The organism is Acinetobacter sp. YH12072, from assembly GCF_013419565.1.
GTDB lineage: Bacteria > Pseudomonadota > Gammaproteobacteria > Pseudomonadales > Moraxellaceae > Acinetobacter.
On sequence record NZ_VOZV01000019.1, the window covers coordinates 47,551 to 65,053 of the forward strand.

Below are 17,503 nucleotides of genomic sequence, written 5' to 3' on the forward strand. Positions count from 1 at the left end.
GCAATAATTGCTTATTATGCCTTGACCTGAAATAGCTTAGACGCTCAAAATGTTGGCAATTTTTTACAAAAGGCAGCCTTTGGGCTGAAGTAAAGTGATGAGCCAGCAAGACGATTTTAACTATCAATTAGAAACTTTAGCCATCCGTACCGGTCACACCCGCAGCTTCGAGGGTGAGCATGGTGAACCGATTTTTCTAACATCGTCATTTGTTTATGAAAATGCGGCTGAAGCCGCAGCGAAATTTTCAGGCCAGGAGCCGGGTAATATTTACTCTCGCTTTACTAATCCAACTGTTGCCATGTTTGAAAAGCGTCTGGCTGCCTTAGAAGGCGCAGAACGCGCTGTTGCGACCAGCTCTGGTATGGCTGCGATTATGGCAGTAGCAATGGCTTACCTGAAAGCAGGCGATCATGTCATCTGTTCACGCGCCGTATTTGGTTCAACAGTTTCTTTATTTGAAAAATACGTGGCTAAATTTGGTGTCGCAGTTGAGTTTGTCGACTTGACTGATCTGGATGCATGGAAAAATGCCATCAAGCCAGAAACCAAATTACTCTTTGTTGAATCTCCGTCAAACCCATTGGCTGAAGTGGCAGATATTCAGGCTTTGGCAGATATTGCACATGCCAATGATGCATTGCTCGCGATTGACAACAGCTTCTGTACACCAGTGTTACAACAACCACTCAAATTTGGTGCAGACTTAGTCGTATATTCTGCGACTAAATATCTGGATGGCCAAGGCCGTGCACTCGGTGGCGCTGTAGTAGGTAACCACAAACTGCTTGAAGAAATCTTCGGTTATGTACGTACCACTGGTCCTTCTATGAGCCCGTTTAATGCCTGGGTATTCCTGAAAGGTCTAGAAACTTTACGTTTACGTATGCGTGAACATTCTGCCAATGCACAAAAACTGGCAGAATTCTTAAATGCACATCCGAAAGTAGAAAAAGTTTACTATGCAGGTTTGCCTGAGCATATCGGTCATGAACTGGCTGCAAAACAACAAACCGGTTTCGGTGGTATCGTATCTTTCGAAGTGAAAGGCGGTCGTGAAGGTGCCTGGAAAGTAATTGACAATACCCAGTTCATTTCAATCACTGGTAACTTAGGTGATGTGAAATCAACGATTACTCATCCAGCAACAACCACACATGGCAAATTGTCTCCAGAAGCCAAAGCAGCAGCGGGTATTCGTGAAGGTTTAATTCGCGTTTCTGTTGGTTTGGAAGAGATTGATGATATTATTCGCGACATTACACGCGGTTTAGATCTAATCTAATTTTATAAATATATGTTCGGAGATCTTTATGAACATTAATATGTTGATGCAGCAAGCACAGCGCATGCAAAAAGAAGTCGAAAACAACATGAAAAAAGCCAAAGAAGAGCTTGCGCAAACTGAAGTGCATGCTGAGGCTGGTGGCGGTCTGGTGAAAGTTACCATGACTTGCCGCAATGTGGTGAAACGTATCGAAATCAATCCTGAACTGTTACAGGACGATCCAGATATGATCGAAGATCTGATTGCAGCAGCGATGAATGATGCAGCGCGTCAAGCAGAAGTGATCTCTGAAGAGAAAATGAAATCTGCAAACTCAGGTATGGGCTTACCACCTGGTCTGGCTGGTTTATTCTAAGGAAGTATGCGCAATGTTTAGTGATCGTTTTGATCAACTGGTTCAAGCATTACGCATTTTGCCAAGCGTTGGGCCGAAATCGGCCCAGCGTATGGCTTTGCATTTAATCATGAAAAATCGTGAAGGGGCGATCGGTCTGGCACATGCCTTGACTGAAGCAACCGATCACATTCATGAATGCTCAATCTGCCATTCATTGACAGAAGATGAAGTCTGTAATATCTGTACCTCACTTGAGCGTGATGATGAACTGCTTTGTGTCGTGGAATCACCGGCAGATGTCATGGCAATTGAACAAAGCGGCAGTTTCCGCGGTAAATATCATGTTCTGGGCGGCCATCTGTCACCTCTAGATGGAATCGGGCCTGAAGAAATCGGTATTCCCTATTTACTGCAACGCTTAAGTCAAGGACAGATCAAGGAAGTGATTCTGGCCACCAATGCGACTGTCGAAGGACAGGCAACTGCACATTATCTGGTTGAAGCCAGTAAACATTTACCTGTGCAAATGACGCGTATCGCTCAAGGGGTGCCTCAAGGCGGAGAACTGGAGTATGTCGATAGTCATACGTTGAGTCAGGCAGTGCATAACCGGATGCGAATTAAGTGAAATATTAATTATATTCTCTTAATATATAATATAAAAAATATATTAGTAAAAATATAAAATGTTTACTAGATAAGCTATATTCGAAAAATATGGAACAAAAAGTGTGATTTGGTTGTCACATTTTTATATAAAAATTCTATATATCGGGTAATATAGCTTCATCGAGCATCTAATTTTAGACTCAGTCTTTATGTTTCAATTTATTCAACATCAGCACGACTTAAATCATGTCCTGAACCTTATGGATCAAAATCCAGTCTATGGCTTGGATACAGAATTCATTAAGGTAGACACCTTGTGGCCAAAACTTGGTGTTTTTCAAATCAATGTCAATAACAAGGTCTACCTGCTGGATGGAACAACACTGGATCTGAGTGAATTTCTGAACAAGATTTTTAATGCTCAACAGAATATTTTCCATGCCTGTAGTGAAGATATTGACCTGATTTATCACTACACCCAGAAAAAAGCCCTGAGTAATGTCTTTGATACACAGGTCGGCATGTCATTCCTCGGACATGGTTTGCAGGTCAGCTATCAGAATGCCTTGAAACAGATGCTGGATGTCGATATTGAAAAAGATCAGACCCGCTCTAACTGGCTGGCACGGCCTTTAAGCTCTGAGCAGTTACTGTATGCAGCCAATGATGTGCATTATCTGGTGCAACTGTCGGATAAGGTCAAACAGGATCTGGAAAGCAAATATCTGCTCGATTTCGCTCTTGAGGATTGCCGTTTTCTGACCCATGAAATTGGTGAAGAAACACCGACTGCCTTACTTTATCAGGATGTCGGTAATTATCGTCATTCACGCCGTCAATTAATGCAGTTGCAACAACTGGCTGTATGGCGTGAGCAGATTGCCAAGGCGTTGAATCAGCCGCGTAGTTTTATTCTGAAAAACTCGACCATGATTGATCTGGTAGAGAAATTCCCGCGCAATAATTTCCAGCTCAGTCAGATGAAAGACATCCGGGCGAATATTGTCCGTGAACATGGCAAGACCATTTTGGATCTGTTGAAATTCCTGCCTGACCAAGCCGACTGGCCATTACGTCTGGCACGCCCAATCCGCCATTCATCCAGAGAGATTGGCGAGAAGGTTGAAACAATGATCCAGAATATATCCAATGAAATCTCCGTACCGAAAGAAGTGCTGATGCGCAAGAAATGGCTGAATGCCTTATATCAGCATGTAGTATGTCATAAGGATGAACAGGATCTGCCAAACTACTTGCTCGGTTGGCGCTATGAGTTATTAACTCTGCCGCTAATTAAGGTATTGCATCAGGATGAGTCTTATCTGTCGACCCAGATGAAAGTGGTTGAGTGATTTTTACTGGATTGATTAAAGATAAAGCAATTATACAAAATCACGACTGATGCATTGGAGGCGGCTAATGTTTCTGTCGTTTTTTTGATGTATCCTTGCGATTGTTTTTTCAGAAAAGTCGTTTGAAACATGCAAGTGTCTATCTACAAATCTAGCAAAAAAGATGAAATGTATCTTTATGTGGCGCGTCCTGCAGATGAGAACGAAGCCGAAACATTTGAACCACTAGAGGTATTGGCTGAACCGGTACGTGTTGCTTTTGGTCGTGCGACTTTTGTCATGCATCTTGAATTGAGTGAATCGCGTAAACTGGCACGTGCCAATGTTTTACATGTGATGGATTCAATTTCTACTCGTGGTTTCTTCCTGCAAATGCCACCAGAAGGTTTGATTAACCCGAATGCGCCAGCGCCAGAAGGTCTTCGTGGGGCTTAAGCTCAGTTCAGGAGTTGTGAAATGAATGGTTTTGTAGCTGTATTGGACTCAATTCCTGACCAGAGTATTGCGTTTGCAGTGTATCTGCTGGGCAGTCTGATTGCGTTAGCCTGCTGGTATGGCGTGACCAAGCGCATGCCAAAGGCAATGGGCGGTTTTTTATGGTTGTTAGCCTTTGCCGTGCTATTAACCCCAACCGTTTCTGAAGGCAGTAATGCTTCAGTTGCACCTGCTATTTTCGGGCTGCTGTTTGGTATTCTGACCAAGGAATATGAACTCGTTTGGATTAATGCGTCACTTATTTTATTTGTCATTGGTATCGGGTCTGTGATTGGCTATTGCTGGTCGACCTATGCATCCAGTAAAACGGGTCTTGGGTCAAACAAGAAAAGTTCACCGCTGTAAATAGAAAAATAAGGTTCAATCATGTCTGCTGATATTCAACAATTCTCAGGTACGGATCAGTACATTGCCACTGACAGTTTAAAACTGGCTGTGAAAGCTGCGCGTAGTTTGCAAAAACCCTTGCTGGTTAAAGGTGAGCCGGGTACAGGTAAAACCTTGTTGGCTGAACAGGTGGCACAAAGCCTTGGACTGAAGCTGATTACCTGGCATATCAAATCAACGACCAAGGCACAGCAGGGCCTGTATGAATATGATGCGGTATCACGCTTACGTGATAGTCAGTTAGGTGATGATCGCGTTTATGACATCAAGAACTACATCAAGCCGGGTAAACTCTGGGAAGCATTTACCAGTGAAGAACGCTGTGTATTGCTGATTGATGAGATCGATAAAGCAGACATCGAGTTCCCAAATGACTTGCTGCATGAACTCGACAAGATGTCTTTCTTCGTTTATGAAACGGGTGAAACCATTACTGCTACCCAGCGTCCGATTGTCATCATCACTTCAAATAATGAGAAAGAACTTCCAGATGCCTTCTTGCGCCGTTGTTTCTTCCACTATATCGAGTTTCCGGATGAAGCGACCATGCGTGAAATTATCGATGTGCATTTTGAGAATATTTCAGTAACGCTGGTGAATGAAGCTCTGCAAGTCTTCTTCAAGTTACGTCAGATTCCAGGCTTGAAAAAACCACCTTCAACTTCAGAACTGATCGACTGGCTAAGCCTACTCATGGCAGATGATATGCCGGAAGACATTTTAAGAAATACCGACAAGTCCAAAGCGATTCCGCCTTTGTACGGCGCGCTGATCAAAAATGAGCAGGATGTACAACTGCTTGAACGTCTAGCCTTTATGTCGCGTCGCTAAGGGAGAAACACGCATGTTTGTGCGATTGTTTTATACCCTCAGAAAATATGGCGTACCAGTTTCCACCCGTGAGCTGATTGATCTGAATCAAGCGGTGGCGGCAGGCGTGGTTTTTGCTGATCAGGGCGAGTTCTATCAGCTTGCTAAAACTGTGATGGTCAAAGATGAGCGCTACTTCGACAAGTTCGATCGCGCCATGAAAGATTACTTTGATGGTATCGCGACTTTTGATCTGGATGAACTGCTGAATCAGGTGCATAAACTACCCAAAGACTGGTTTGATCTGGAACTTCTGGAAAAGCACTTAACCCCTGAACAGCGTGAAGAACTGAAAAAAGCCGGATCGCTGGAAGAACTGATGAAAATGCTGGAAGAACGCTTGCGCGAACAGCATAAAAAACATCAGGGCGGGAATAAGATGATTGGTACTGGTGGCACATCGCCATTTGGTGCCTATGGTGATCATCCTGAAGGTGTGCGCATTGGCGGGCCGGGGCGTAAACGTTCCGCCGTCAAAGTCTGGGAACAGCGTCAATACCGTAATCTGGATGATGATCAGATTCTTGGTAGTCGTCAGATGCAGATGGCACTGCGCCGTTTGCGTAAGTTCGCTCGTCAGGGTGCGGCTGAAGAACTGGACATTGATAGTACTATTCGTGAAACCGCCAAACAGGGGATTCTGGATGTGCAATTGGTGCCGGAGCGTCGTAACCGTATTAAAGTACTAATGCTGTTTGATATCGGTGGATCAATGGATGCGCATATCGCTCAGTGTGAAAAACTGTTTAGCGCCGCTAAGACCGAATTTAAGACTCTGGAATATTTCTATTTCCATAATTGTCTATACGACTATGTCTGGAAAGATAATGTCCGTCGTTCCAGCTCGCGCATGAATACCTGGGATCTGTTCAATACCTATGGACGGGATTACCGGGTGATTGTAGTGGGTGATGCCAGCATGGCACCCTATGAGTTGAACTCCGTCGGTGGTTCGGTCGAATATATGAATGATGAGGCAGGACAGGTCTGGTTACAGCGTCTGCGTCAGCATTTTGATAAAACCGCTTGGCTCAATCCTGAAGAAGAAAAATACTGGCATTACACGCATACTATTGGCCTGATTAAGCAAATCTTTGAAGATCATATGTTTCCAATGACCTTAAAAGGTATTGAGGATATGACCAAATATCTGGCGCGTTGATTCCATTTATCTATAAGTGACTTTATCTATAGTTATTAGTGCTTTAAAACGAATTATTCTAGTATAAAGTCACTTGTTATACCTTATTCCAATATTCAGGAATTATTATGGCTCATCAAATTAATGGTATTGCGTTGCCCAATGAAGAGGGTTTCTTTGGTCAATATGGCGGTCAGTTCATTCCACCGGATCTAAAACAGGCCATGGATGACATCAATGTTGCCTATCAGGAAATCCGTCAAACTGAAGAATTTCAAAATGAATTAAAAGACCTGTTTGCTAACTATGTCGGCCGTCCTAGCCCTTTGTTTCATGCTAAACGCCTTTCTGACCAGTTAGGTGGAGCACAGATCTATTTAAAACGTGAAGACCTGAATCATACCGGTGCACATAAAATCAATCACTGCCTGGGTGAAGCACTGCTGGCGAAATATATGGGTAAAACCAAAGTCATTGCAGAAACCGGTGCAGGTCAGCATGGTGTAGCATTGGCTACTGCATGTGCTTTGGTGGGTATTCCATGTGAAATTCATATGGGCCAGGTGGATATCGAAAAAGAACATCCAAACGTCGTAAAGATGAAAATCTTGGGTGCTAAGCTGATTTCTGTGACGCGTGGTACTGCGACCCTTAAAGATGCAGTCGACAGTGCTTTTGAAGAATACTTGAAAGATCCGAAAAACTATATCTATGCGATTGGTTCGGTGGTAGGACCGCATCCATTCCCAATGATGGTGCGTGATTTCCAGTCCATTATTGGCGATGAAATCAAGGTTCAAACCAATGAACGCTTCGGTGCAAACCCAGACTTTGTGGTGGCATGTGTGGGTGGTGGTTCAAATGCCATGGGGGCATTCACGGCATTCCTGAATGATCCAGAAGTGAAACTGGTGGGGGTAGAGCCTGCAGGTCATGGCTTAAATACTGATAAGCATTCCGCAACGCTGACTTTGGGTAAACCAAGCCAGTTGCATGGTATGGCCTGTTATGTACTCGAAGATGAGCAGGGTGAGCCTTTACCTGTGCATTCGATTGCTTCTGGCCTGGATTATCCAGGCGTAGGGCCACAGCACAGCCTGCTGAAAGATCTAGGTCGTGTGGAATACACTACGGCGACAGATCAGGAGTGTCTGGATGCCTTTATGACCCTGTCACGCGTTGAGGGAATTGTGCCAGCATTAGAAAGTTCACATGCAGTGGCTTGGGCAATTCGTGAAGCGGGTAAACTGCCTAAAGAGACTAAGATTGTAGTGAATCTTTCAGGTCGTGGTGATAAAGACTCTGACTATGTCGCAGAGAAACTCGGTCTTTAATTTGATCTAATAATCAAAAAATCCCAGTCTTAAGGCTGGGATTTTTTATATCTAATCTGGTTTTGATATGACATTGTCATTTGTTTGTAATGACATTTTGAGTTTGAGTCTTAATTTACGTATTCAACTAAGAAAGAATTTTAGCCTGAAATATATTGTTGTAACTGATCAATCAGCTTACGTTGATCTTCCATTGCAGCTTTGACCAAGTCACCAATCGAAATCAGGCCAATCAGTTTGTCATTTTCAACTACAGGTAAGTGGCGTAAATGGCGGTCAGTCATTAATGCTAAGCAGTCTTCAACAGAAGTTGCAGAAGTCACGGTTATGACTTTAGGTGTCATAATTTCATTGACCGTGGTATCAAAAGAGGTTCTTTGCATCAATGCGATTTTACGGGTGTAATCACGCTCTGACAAAATGCCGACCACACTATCTTCGTGGGTAACGACCAGCGCCCCGATTCCTTTTTCTGCCATCAGGCTAATTGCTTCTAAAACTGTAGAGTCTGGACGGATGGTATAAACTGCCTGATGTACTTTATCACCGAGCACTTGTGCTACGTTGGTCATTCTATTGAGTCCTTTTTATCTAATTATTATTAGTTCTAGAGTATGTATCCAGCTGAACATCTCTAGGTCTCTATTTTATGTCTTTATAAATAACATGTTTTTAGGCAAAGTGCAGTCTTTGTTGTGAAAAAAACAGGTGACGCATCTGTGGAATGGATAATTTTAGTTTAGTGCTATTGCCGCTACATAAAGTAGGTGTCACGGCTAGTCGGGACAGTGTAGGTAATAAGTTGTTTTCGAAATCTTCCGGGTTAATTCTACGGGGTACATAACCTGGCCAATGTTCCTTGGCATAATTTTTGGCATCCAGAGAATTAAGCCAGAATGGAAAAATATAATCTTCCTGATCGCGCATCATCGCCCAACCCTGATGATAGACGCCCCACAAAACGCCGCAATACATCATAGATTTGAGGATGGTCAGCCTCAAAAGAAAGTTTTTACAAATCGGGTCGTATTGAATAATTTTTCGCATTGTCGTTAAAATAAAGTGCTATTAGAATTCAGCTCTATTCTAGAAAGTTCCAGTGAAATTACTGTTTCAGCTTTGCAAGCAATCGTAATAAATTATGTCTTAATTGCAGTATTTCGAAAAAATGGCATAAAAAAACGTCACCGAGGTGACGTTTCTTCAGGCTTGCATGGTGGCCATGTTCTGCCAGTATTGTGCTTTGAGTGAATCTCGTTCTACACGAAAACCCTGATAATACAGTTCAGCTAAAAAGAGAGCTGCTTTACCGTGACCGGCGCGCGCTGCATCTTCTAATTGTTTTACTGCATCGACAAAGTTCATTTGCGATTGAATGGTATTCACTGCATCTGCATACAGATGTTCCAAATCATGTTGAGAGATATTCTGCATAATATAAAAACTCCTTAATTTTAATTATGATTTCGGATAGACTTTTAAGTCTAAATACAAATATAACTTAATATTATTAAACTAATATTACAGAATAATGGAAAAGTCAACTATATCAGCTTTCCTGTTTACTTAATTTATAGTTTGTACGATCAAACTATACACACTTGGAAGTTTGGTTGGTATAGATTTTAACAATAGAACAAAAGAAAAGGAGAACAACATGATGCAAAGAACTCTTGAAGGGCTCAGTTTTGATATGCCCCCAACAGCCAGTCAGATTACAGAATTGGCGCATGTACACCGTAAAAAACTGGATGAGGCAATTTATGACAAATATACCCATCTAGGTGATTACAGTCTGGCTCAACGTAAAGAAGTTTATGATTTTACCCGCGCTCTGGACGAAACCCAGCGTGCAGAGTTTTATAGTCACTATAATGATGAATTGGTCCGAATTGCAGATGAAGATCGACTGCATCCACCTGAAGCAGAAGCCGGCTTAAGCAAGTTTGCAATTTTACTGGTTTTAGGTCTGGTGGCTATGGTCATTGCCTGGAGTGTGTACGAATTGTTGAAATCCTAACCGATTTATAGTCATATCGAGATGTGTATTTATACTGGTCATTCAATCTTTGACTTGAACTTCATGGGGCCCAGCCATACACTAGCTGCAACTTGAGGTAGTGTATGGCTATAGATAGCAAAAAATTAAGCGATTTTCTGAATAAAATTAAGCTTGAACAGATTTATAATGCGGTTGTTATTTTCATTGTGGCATTAATCTTATGCCTGGCCACATTTGCCATTTATCGTCCACTGACGACTTCCCAATTTAATTTGCTTCTGCAACTTGCAGAACAGCAGAGCTTGCCCCAAACCCAGGATATGGCTCAGACTTTGCTGCAACAGCAACGCATCCATCGCGGTCAATATCTTAAATTGATGCAGGCGTATCAGCAGGAATCTCTACGGGCTCGTCAGCTTCCGCCGGTTTCTGTGGATATGCCTTAGGTATTGGAATCGTATTCGGTAGTGGTGTAGAAGGATCTAACAGGTTCTGTTCCAATCGTAGTTTTAATGCTTCTTTATCTAGTTCTTGGCTTACCACGACCAGTGTCAAGCGTTCTGGATGCAGATGTTTGCGCACGGCATTTTGCACATCTGCTGCGGTAATTTTGGCTAGACGTTCTGGATAGCGTGACAGATAGTCGGCTTGCTCTGCATAAAAGCCCATCGTGCCTAACTGGGCATTGATCGTGGCATTGCTGCTGTAATTATTCGGAAATGCTCTTAACATCCCGGCTTTGGTTTCTTCTAGGCGCTTAGTATCAATCGGCTGATTTACAAAGTTGATAAAAGCCTGATGTGCGACCTGAATGCTATCTAGCAATTGATCTTGTCTAGTGGAATAACGGAAGCTAAATATACCGGGTGCCTGACTAAAGCTGAATGTACTATAGGCACCATAGGTATAGCCGCGTTTTACCCTTAATTCCTGCATTAATACTGCATTAAATCCGCTACCACCAAACATGCGATTGGCTACTTCCAGAGCAAGCCGATCTTTAGTAAAACGGTTTGGTCCTAAGTGGCCGAAGGTCACATGCGCTTGAGACGAGTTATAAGGCAAATGCACAATATCAAAACCCGATTTTTCTTCAGGTTCAGCTAATGCAACAGCTTTCTGTCCTTGAGGCAAATTGCCTGCAATTCGTTCAGAAAGTTCCAGTGCCTGTTTAGGACTGAGTTTGCCGGTAATGGCAATATTCATGTTTTGTACTACCAGAAACTGGTCGCGGAATTTTTTCAGTAAATCAGCCGTAATTTTTTTGGTACTGCCAATGGTGCCGGTAATGGGTTCGGCATAAGGATGCTGACCATACAATGCCCGATAAAACCGGATATCCATCAGTTTGCTTGGATTTTCCTGAAGCTGTTTTTGTCCTACTTGAGTATTGCTGAGTGCCAGCTGAATGCTGGAAGGCTTGAATGTGGCATTTTTGAGAACTTCCATCATCATGGCCAAAGCAGGTTCCATTTTCTTGGGATCTGACAAAGTTCGCAGGCGAACGACAAACATATCGCGATAAGCCTGTACGCTAAATTGTGCGCCCGTGGCATCGAAGACGGAAGCCACCTGTGCAGCCGTATATTTATCTGTTCCTTCACGCATCAGTTTGGCTGCTGTGCTGGATAAACCAAATAGACCTTTAGCAATTTCCTGATCTCGTGCTGATCCGGCATTAAAGGTCAGTTGAATATCGACCATAGGTAAATCACGGGTTTCAACAAATAAGGTACGAACTTTGTAGCGATTGTTCAAGTCATGAATAAAAGGTGCTTGGAATGCCTGCTTTTGATTAATATTTTTTAAACTTTGCAGGAGAGGGATCGCTTGTAGCTGACTGGGATTATCATTCAGATCAGGTTGGGTATCTAAATAATTTTCTGCCCAAAGGCTTGAACTGAGGCTTAAGCTGGTTAAAAGGATAAGAGAGCGAACTTTAGACATTGTAATAACCATTATTGAGCTTTCTGTTCAGGCAAAAGGTAGAGCGTACTTAAATTTTCACGGACAAAATAGGCATTAGCAACCCGCTGAATATCCTCTGCACGGACACTGGCATAATGCTGAGGCAGTTCATCCATCAGACGGTAACTCAATCCGTTTACTTCAAGGTTTCCAATCATTTTGGCCTGTCCGCTCAGACTGTCCTGACTATAAATCAGATTTGAAATAAAGCGTGTGCTGATCCGTGCCAGTTCATGCTCAGAAATAGTTTCAGTTTTTAGTAAATCAATTTCTTTCTGGATGGCCGTTTGTGCTTCTGCCAGGTTAACGCCTGGAGCCGGGAGTGCGGAAATACCAAACAGGCTATCTCCACGGTTATAAGGATCATAGGATACACTCACAGAAGTAAGCACTTTGCGGTCGCGAACCAGACGATCCTGCAACCGAGAAGAAATCCCACTATCCAGCAGGCTGCGAATAATGGTTAGGGCGTAGGCATCTTGAGGATTCTTGGCGGTAGCTAGAGATTTCACATTCCAGGTCATATACAGATTAGGCACCTGGACATTGCTCTCAATTTCCATATGACGATAGCCTAAGCGTTCGAATTCGAGTACGTCATTACGTGAGGGTGCGGGACGCGCCGGAATATCGCCAAAATATTTCTGTACCCGAATGAGAGCTTCTTGAACGTCAACATCCCCGACGATGACCAAAATGGCATTATTCGGGCTATACCAGTCTCGATACCATTTTTTAACATCACTCAGCTGAATATTATTGAGCGTTTTCATGTGACCAATCACGGGCTGACGATAGTGACTGGTGGGATAGCTGATCCATCTAAATCGTTCAAATGCTTGGGCACGCGGATTATCATCAGTACGCTGACGCCGTTCTTCCATCACCACTTTAATTTCCGGATCAAAATCTTGCTGGCGTAACAAGAGGTTGTTCATGCGGTCAGATTCGAGTTCGAGCGCCATCGGAAAATAAGCTTTGGGATAAAGCTGATAATAGTTCGTGTAATTGGTAAAGGTTGCGGCATTAATACTGCCGCCATAAATCCGGCTTAACCGGGTAAATTCATCATTGGGAACTTTGCTCGTACCTTTAAACATCATGTGTTCCAAGGCATGAGAGACGCCGAGAATATTACCGGACTCGTCACTACTGCCGACTTTATACCAGATCTGTGTCATCACCATCGGGGAGCGGTGATCTTCCCGGATAATGACTTTTAAGCCATTACCTAAATAGGTTTCGATGGTGGTGCGGGATAATTCACTCTGGGTTGCGGCATGTACGGGGTTAAAACCGAAACTCAGGAGGAGTACAGCGGCTGGAGAAATCCGTTGTTTAATGATTCTGGATAAGGAGGAGATAGCAAAAAAAGATAGGGACACAAAGTCTTCCAATGAATAGATATTTGTATTTAGGATTATTTTTCAGAAATCTTGTATTGAAAGCAACCAAACACTGTTATTTTTTGGTTGTTTATTCATGGATTGGATTGCCCGCTCAAAACACTGCAAGTTATGCTAGAATTCAATTTTTTAACGCAATGCTTTTCAAGGATTCGGCATGCAACAGCAATCTAATGGGCAAAACAAATTTTTGATTGATGCTGATATCGGAGATGATGATGTCACGTTACCGAGTTTACCTGCGGTTAATGTGCCAATTGTAGAAACACCAAGCGCAACTGCTGAGGTTTCTGCACCTGTAGCGACAGAAGCTCAGGAAGAAGAACCTGCTACAAAAGGCGGTTTCTTTAGCCGTATGAAAGAGGGTTTAACCAAAACCCGTAAAAATCTTGCCGATGGGATGGTCAATATCCTGATTGGTGGCAAAGAAATTGACGATGAATTATTAGAAGAAGTTGAAGAACAGCTTTTGGTTGCAGATATCGGTGTTGATGCGACTAAAACGATTATTGCCAATTTGACTGAACGTACTGCACGCGGTGACCTGATTTATTCTCACTCGCTGTATAAAGCGCTTCAGGAAGAACTGGTCGCTCTGCTGGCTCCGCGTGTAAAACCGCTGCATATCGATCCAAACAAAAATCCATATGTAATTCTGGTCGTGGGTGTAAATGGTGTAGGTAAAACCACGACCATTGGCAAGCTCGCAAAACGTCTGCAAGGCGAAGGTAAAAAAGTCATGCTGGCTGCGGGTGATACTTTCCGTGCTGCTGCAACTGAGCAGTTACAGATCTGGGGTGAACGCAACAATATCGCCGTCGTAGCCCAAGGTCATGGTGCTGACTCTGCTTCTGTCATTTTTGATGCTTTCGAAAGTGCACGTGCCAAAGGTGTGGATGTTTTAATTGCAGATACTGCAGGCCGTTTGCATAACAAAGGTCACCTGATGCAGGAATTGACCAAGGTTAAACGTGTCATGCAGAAGATTGATGCGACTGCGCCACATGAAGTGATGCTGGTGGTGGATGCCGGTACAGGACAGAATGCCATTAATCAAGTTGAAATGTTTGATGAAGCAGTAGGTTTAACGGGTTTAACCATTACCAAGCTGGATGGTACTGCAAAAGGTGGTGTGCTGTTTAATATTGCCAGCCGTACCCATGTACCGATTCGCTTTATCGGTGTAGGTGAGAAAATTGATGACTTACGTCCATTCTCGGCAAAATCATTCGTTGCTGCATTGTTTGAAACTGAAAAATAATTAATGCGACTTGCGTCACATAAACTCCGCTAAATGCGGAGTTTTTTGTTTTTAAGGAGTTTGAATGCTCTAAAAAGCAGCATAAAAAAATAGCAAATCCTGCCTGCCTGAATAAACCCATTATAATTGTATGGGATTTTCCTGGTGATTGAAGTTCAGGCTATATGTAGAGGGTAGAAAATGGCATTACTCAATAAAATTGGGCAGGTATTAACAACTGACCTGACTAAGGATTTTAAATTTCCTAAAAAAAGTAAAGCAGTTAAAAATTTAGAATTCACTTTTGTTGAGAAATTAAAAAAGTGCCGTGGGACCTATCAGCTAGGTAAGCGTGTGCATTACAGTCAGGCTTATCTGACCGAGCTGATTCAGGAAGCTGTGCATAGTTGTCCTTCAGCCTATAATTCACAAAGTGCACGCATTATCGTGCTATTTGCCGATTCACATCATCAATTCTGGAATATTGTGAAAGACATTCAACGCCAGCATGTGCCGGCATCGGTCTATGAAGGGATTAGAATCAAGCTGGATCAATGTGCAAATGCCTATGGCACGATTTTATTCTATGAAGATCAGCGCGCCATTCAGCAATTACAGAAAAAGATTCCATTTAGTGCCGATGATTTTCCACTGTGGTCAGAGCAGACTTCTGGCATGGTACAGTTTGCTGCGTGGACTGCGCTGGCAGATGCTGGTCTAGGTACTTCTTTGCAACATTATAATGCGCAGATCAATCACCCTGTAGCTGAGCATTTTAAGATTGATGAAAACTGGTTGCTACGTGCTCAGCTCTGTTTCGGTTCAATTGAAGAAGCAATAGAAGATAAAATTGAGTCTGTAAACCCAGACAGCTTCCAGGTATTTAGCTAAGACCTGTGATTCTTGAAATTAGTATGTGCTAAGGTGACTGATACAAAGGATCAACCTTAACATCTCTGAGAATGTTCTATAAATAAAACACATTGTTATCGAAATAAGACTGTTTTAGGCAGTGAAAATGCTTAGGATGATCTTATCGGTTTTAAATAATCAGAATAGAACGAGGTGAGATCATGGCATTCCTAGATCATATTAAAAAACGCCGTAGTATTTATGCCATTGGGAAAAATGTCAGCCTGGATCAGGCAGAAATTGAGCACATCATTAAAGAGGCGGTGAAACATAGTCCATCATCTTTTAACTCGCAATCTTCACGCGTGGTGATCTTGTTTGGTCAATCACATGATACTTTTTGGCATATTGTGCGTGAAACTTTACGCGACCTGGTGTCAGCAGATGCTTTTGAGGCTACCAATAGCAAAATAGATGGTTTCGCGGCAGGTTATGGAACTGCACTGTTTTATGAAGACCAGAATGTCATTAAAGGAATGCAAGAAAAATTTGCGCTGTATGCAGATAATTTCCCGATCTGGTCAGAGCATGCTAGCGGTATTGCGCAGTTTGCAACCTGGACAGCTTTGGCTGAACATAATATTGGCGCATCACTACAGCATTACAATCCGATCATTGATGAAGAAGTAGCGCAAACTTTTAGTATTCCATCGAACTGGAAACTTCGTGCTCAATTGGTATTTGGTTCAATCGAAGCGCCTCCAGGTGAAAAAACCTTTGTGGATGATGCAGAACGATTTAAGACCTTTGCATAATCGATTTAGAGATGAGAAAGAAGTACTGTTAAGTACTTCTTTTTTTATGTGTGGTATAGCAGAAATCAGAAGATAGATAGTCTGATAAATGCTGAGTAAAGTGCTGTAGAGGAAAAGCATTTGTCATAGAATTGTCATTTGTACACGGCATAGTTCAATGAAAATTTTATATATTAACCGGAATGAGTGAGAGACATGGATTTACGTATCACAGCAGCTGTAGTTGCATTATTGGGCAGCACATCAGTTTTTTCAGCCGTGACATTAATTGTACCTGAAGAAATCAAGATGATTGCAGTGAATGATCAGGAAGTACGTTCAGGTCTATTACGCTCAGATCAAACTTATAAACTGGATGCGGGTACGAATGCGATTAGTGTTCGTTATACTGAATTTTTCCAGCACAATGACAATTCTCATGACATTTTAAAATCTGGCGTAGTAACTGTAAAAACTCCAGAACTTAAAGATGGTGAAGCATATAAATTGGCTTTAATTAACGCGCCTAAAAATTTTGATGAAGCGAAAAAATATAAAGATCAGCCAATTATTGGTTTATATGATGCAAAAAATCAGCTTCTGGTTCAGCAAGTAGGAGCAAAAGATGCAGCGAAACCATTACTAGGGCAAAGTATTTTAGGAAAATCTGTGGATTTGACAACGAATAAAGTTGTAACTCCAACAAATCAGCCAGCAGTGGTCTACACTCAAACTGCAAGTACACCAAATGTTGCTACTGCAAACGTTCGGGAAAATGTATCAGTTGGTCAGCTTGATCAGCAATTAATTCAGTTGTGGAAACAGGCATCTAAAGCTGAACGACAAAAATTTATGAATTGGCTTGGCGAGCAGGCAAATTAAAATTTATTGTTCAATATTAAAAGGGATCGTATGCAACGATCCCTTTTAATAAAAACTAAACCAGTCGAAATTCACATTTGCTTAAAATTTCAGGCCAAAAGTGACTGGAAAAAAGCATTAAAACTGCTAAAAATAGCAATTCAGATTAAAAAATAAACGTACAATGCGCTTTTTTGAATATTTTTAAGAAAAGCTCTTGCACTGGTTCGGAAACTGTATAGAATACGCAGCACACCAACGCAATGCATGAAACGAAACGTTAAGTGGTTGGGTTGGAGCTTAAAACTGACGAGGTTTTAAGTAAGATCATTAAGAGATTATGAAGAACAACTTGTGTGGATTTTTACTGGTTGATTGATCGAAATTATTTTCATTGATTGAATGGTAGAAATTACTCGAAGTTTATTTGAGAAATATTTGTCAGAAAATTGATGAGCCAAGTTTAAGAACTTTACTTATAAAGTTCGAAATGATTTTAACTGAAGAGTTTGATCATGGCTCAGATTGAACGCTGGCGGCAGGCTTAACACATGCAAGTCGAGCGGG

20 protein-coding genes and 1 rRNA gene are annotated in these 17,503 nt (G+C 42.2%); 16 read left to right on the forward strand and 5 right to left on the reverse strand.

Annotation, left to right across the window (positions count from 1 at the left end):
- Positions 1-97: 97 nt before the first annotated feature.
- The 9 genes from FTU19_RS09730 to trpB all read left to right on the forward strand — a co-directional run bounded on the left by FTU19_RS09730 (position 98) and on the right by trpB (position 7,813).
- Positions 98-1,285: an O-succinylhomoserine sulfhydrylase gene (locus FTU19_RS09730; protein WP_180012914.1), complete on the forward strand. Its 1,188-nt coding sequence runs from the start codon at positions 98-100 to the stop codon at positions 1,283-1,285.
- Between the two features lie 28 nt (positions 1,286-1,313).
- Positions 1,314-1,643 carry a YbaB/EbfC family nucleoid-associated protein gene (locus FTU19_RS09735; RefSeq protein ID WP_004783723.1) on the forward strand — a complete coding sequence of 110 codons (330 nt, stop codon included), beginning with the start codon at positions 1,314-1,316 and terminating at the stop codon, positions 1,641-1,643.
- Positions 1,644-1,656: 13 nt separating this feature from the next.
- Positions 1,657-2,253 (forward strand): recombination mediator RecR, encoded by a 597-nt coding sequence (gene recR / locus FTU19_RS09740; RefSeq protein ID WP_125279141.1) that lies wholly within the window; start codon positions 1,657-1,659, stop codon positions 2,251-2,253.
- Between the two features lie 190 nt (positions 2,254-2,443).
- Positions 2,444-3,586: an HRDC domain-containing protein gene (locus tag FTU19_RS09745; protein WP_179992997.1), complete on the forward strand. Its 1,143-nt coding sequence runs from the start codon at positions 2,444-2,446 to the stop codon at positions 3,584-3,586.
- 129 nt (positions 3,587-3,715) lie between these two features.
- Positions 3,716-4,021 (forward strand): YcgL domain-containing protein, encoded by a 306-nt coding sequence (locus FTU19_RS09750; protein WP_004783715.1) that lies wholly within the window; start codon positions 3,716-3,718, stop codon positions 4,019-4,021.
- A 21-nt stretch (positions 4,022-4,042) separates the two neighbouring features.
- On the forward strand, positions 4,043-4,426 hold the full coding sequence (locus FTU19_RS09755; protein WP_180003755.1) for a hypothetical protein: 384 nt from the start codon (positions 4,043-4,045) through the stop codon (positions 4,424-4,426).
- Positions 4,427-4,447: 21 nt separating this feature from the next.
- Positions 4,448-5,299: a MoxR family ATPase gene (locus tag FTU19_RS09760; protein WP_180130938.1), complete on the forward strand. Its 852-nt coding sequence runs from the start codon at positions 4,448-4,450 to the stop codon at positions 5,297-5,299.
- Positions 5,300-5,312: 13 nt separating this feature from the next.
- Positions 5,313-6,500, forward strand: coding sequence for a VWA domain-containing protein (locus FTU19_RS09765; RefSeq protein ID WP_159124439.1), 1,188 nt, complete (start codon positions 5,313-5,315; stop codon positions 6,498-6,500).
- Between the two features lie 107 nt (positions 6,501-6,607).
- A complete protein-coding gene (trpB, locus tag FTU19_RS09770; RefSeq protein ID WP_179992995.1) occupies positions 6,608-7,813 on the forward strand; it encodes a tryptophan synthase subunit beta in 1,206 nt (401 codons plus the stop codon).
- 140 nt (positions 7,814-7,953) lie between these two features.
- On the opposite strand, the gene FTU19_RS09775 is transcribed toward trpB, so the two are convergent.
- From FTU19_RS09775 to FTU19_RS09785, 3 genes are all read right to left on the reverse strand, one after another.
- Positions 7,954-8,385, reverse strand: coding sequence for a CBS domain-containing protein (locus FTU19_RS09775; protein ID WP_125279146.1), 432 nt, complete (start codon positions 8,383-8,385; stop codon positions 7,954-7,956).
- Positions 8,386-8,485: 100 nt separating this feature from the next.
- Positions 8,486-8,860, reverse strand: a complete 375-nt coding sequence (locus FTU19_RS09780) for a DUF2750 domain-containing protein (protein ID WP_180130941.1) — start codon at positions 8,858-8,860, stop codon at positions 8,486-8,488.
- 156 nt (positions 8,861-9,016) lie between these two features.
- Complete coding sequence (locus tag FTU19_RS09785; RefSeq protein WP_034171084.1) at positions 9,017-9,250, reverse strand: hypothetical protein; 234 nt, start codon at positions 9,248-9,250, stop codon at positions 9,017-9,019.
- Positions 9,251-9,470: 220 nt separating this feature from the next.
- Here FTU19_RS09785 and FTU19_RS09790 point away from each other — a divergent pair, with 220 nt between their 5' ends.
- A complete protein-coding gene (locus tag FTU19_RS09790; RefSeq protein WP_081402667.1) occupies positions 9,471-9,833 on the forward strand; it encodes a hypothetical protein in 363 nt (120 codons plus the stop codon).
- Positions 9,834-9,937: 104 nt separating this feature from the next.
- A complete protein-coding gene (locus tag FTU19_RS09795; protein WP_159124437.1) occupies positions 9,938-10,261 on the forward strand; it encodes a hypothetical protein in 324 nt (107 codons plus the stop codon).
- Here FTU19_RS09795 and FTU19_RS09800 read toward each other — a convergent pair.
- Together FTU19_RS09800 and FTU19_RS09805 are read right to left on the reverse strand one after the other, a co-directional pair.
- The gene (locus tag FTU19_RS09800) at positions 10,185-11,762 is read right to left on the reverse strand and encodes a pitrilysin family protein (RefSeq protein ID WP_180130944.1); all 1,578 of its coding nucleotides are present in this window, start codon (positions 11,760-11,762) and stop codon (positions 10,185-10,187) included. The two genes, FTU19_RS09795 and FTU19_RS09800, sit on opposite strands and share 77 nt — an antisense overlap.
- Before the next feature lie 11 nt (positions 11,763-11,773).
- Positions 11,774-13,114 carry a M16 family metallopeptidase gene (locus FTU19_RS09805; RefSeq protein ID WP_373684946.1) on the reverse strand — a complete coding sequence of 447 codons (1,341 nt, stop codon included), beginning with the start codon at positions 13,112-13,114 and terminating at the stop codon, positions 11,774-11,776.
- Positions 13,115-13,346: 232 nt separating this feature from the next.
- Between FTU19_RS09805 and ftsY the strand changes: the two genes are divergently transcribed.
- The 5 genes from ftsY to FTU19_RS16210 form a co-directional block, all read left to right on the forward strand.
- On the forward strand, positions 13,347-14,450 hold the full coding sequence (gene ftsY, locus FTU19_RS09810) for a signal recognition particle-docking protein FtsY (RefSeq protein ID WP_034171087.1): 1,104 nt from the start codon (positions 13,347-13,349) through the stop codon (positions 14,448-14,450).
- A gap of 180 nt (positions 14,451-14,630) precedes the next feature.
- The gene (locus FTU19_RS09815; RefSeq protein WP_180130949.1) at positions 14,631-15,320 is read left to right on the forward strand and encodes a nitroreductase family protein; all 690 of its coding nucleotides are present in this window, start codon (positions 14,631-14,633) and stop codon (positions 15,318-15,320) included.
- A gap of 182 nt (positions 15,321-15,502) precedes the next feature.
- Entirely contained in the window at positions 15,503-16,096 is a 594-nt protein-coding gene (locus tag FTU19_RS09820) for a nitroreductase family protein (RefSeq protein WP_180130952.1), read from the forward strand.
- A 195-nt stretch (positions 16,097-16,291) separates the two neighbouring features.
- Positions 16,292-16,957: a DUF2057 domain-containing protein gene (locus tag FTU19_RS09825; RefSeq protein ID WP_180130955.1), complete on the forward strand. Its 666-nt coding sequence runs from the start codon at positions 16,292-16,294 to the stop codon at positions 16,955-16,957.
- A 476-nt stretch (positions 16,958-17,433) separates the two neighbouring features.
- A 16S ribosomal RNA gene (locus FTU19_RS16210) occupies positions 17,434-17,503 on the forward strand; the annotation flags it as partial.

Excerpts from the sequence above, each read along its gene's own strand:
- FTU19_RS09795 (WP_159124437.1), top strand. The coding sequence starts at position 9,938 with ATGGCTATAGATAGCAAAAAATTAAGCGATTTTCTGAATAAAATTAAG.
- FTU19_RS09820 (WP_180130952.1), top strand. The coding sequence starts at position 15,503 with ATGGCATTCCTAGATCATATTAAAAAACGCCGTAGTATTTATGCCATT.
- FTU19_RS09790 (WP_081402667.1), top strand. The coding sequence starts at position 9,471 with ATGATGCAAAGAACTCTTGAAGGGCTCAGTTTTGATATGCCCCCAACA.
- ftsY (WP_034171087.1), top strand. The coding sequence starts at position 13,347 with ATGCAACAGCAATCTAATGGGCAAAACAAATTTTTGATTGATGCTGAT.
- FTU19_RS09760 (WP_180130938.1), top strand. The coding sequence starts at position 4,448 with ATGTCTGCTGATATTCAACAATTCTCAGGTACGGATCAGTACATTGCC.
- FTU19_RS09775 (WP_125279146.1), bottom strand. The coding sequence starts at position 8,385 with ATGACCAACGTAGCACAAGTGCTCGGTGATAAAGTACATCAGGCAGTT.
- FTU19_RS09765 (WP_159124439.1), top strand. The coding sequence starts at position 5,313 with ATGTTTGTGCGATTGTTTTATACCCTCAGAAAATATGGCGTACCAGTT.
- FTU19_RS09745 (WP_179992997.1), top strand. The coding sequence starts at position 2,444 with ATGTTTCAATTTATTCAACATCAGCACGACTTAAATCATGTCCTGAAC.
- FTU19_RS09730 (WP_180012914.1), top strand. The coding sequence starts at position 98 with ATGAGCCAGCAAGACGATTTTAACTATCAATTAGAAACTTTAGCCATC.
- FTU19_RS09755 (WP_180003755.1), top strand. The coding sequence starts at position 4,043 with ATGAATGGTTTTGTAGCTGTATTGGACTCAATTCCTGACCAGAGTATT.
- FTU19_RS09750 (WP_004783715.1), top strand. The coding sequence starts at position 3,716 with ATGCAAGTGTCTATCTACAAATCTAGCAAAAAAGATGAAATGTATCTT.
- FTU19_RS09735 (WP_004783723.1), top strand. The coding sequence starts at position 1,314 with ATGAACATTAATATGTTGATGCAGCAAGCACAGCGCATGCAAAAAGAA.
- FTU19_RS09800 (WP_180130944.1), bottom strand. The coding sequence starts at position 11,762 with ATGTCTAAAGTTCGCTCTCTTATCCTTTTAACCAGCTTAAGCCTCAGT.
- FTU19_RS09825 (WP_180130955.1), top strand. The coding sequence starts at position 16,292 with ATGGATTTACGTATCACAGCAGCTGTAGTTGCATTATTGGGCAGCACA.
- FTU19_RS09780 (WP_180130941.1), bottom strand. The coding sequence starts at position 8,860 with ATGCGAAAAATTATTCAATACGACCCGATTTGTAAAAACTTTCTTTTG.
- recR (WP_125279141.1), top strand. The coding sequence starts at position 1,657 with ATGTTTAGTGATCGTTTTGATCAACTGGTTCAAGCATTACGCATTTTG.
- trpB (WP_179992995.1), top strand. The coding sequence starts at position 6,608 with ATGGCTCATCAAATTAATGGTATTGCGTTGCCCAATGAAGAGGGTTTC.
- FTU19_RS09815 (WP_180130949.1), top strand. The coding sequence starts at position 14,631 with ATGGCATTACTCAATAAAATTGGGCAGGTATTAACAACTGACCTGACT.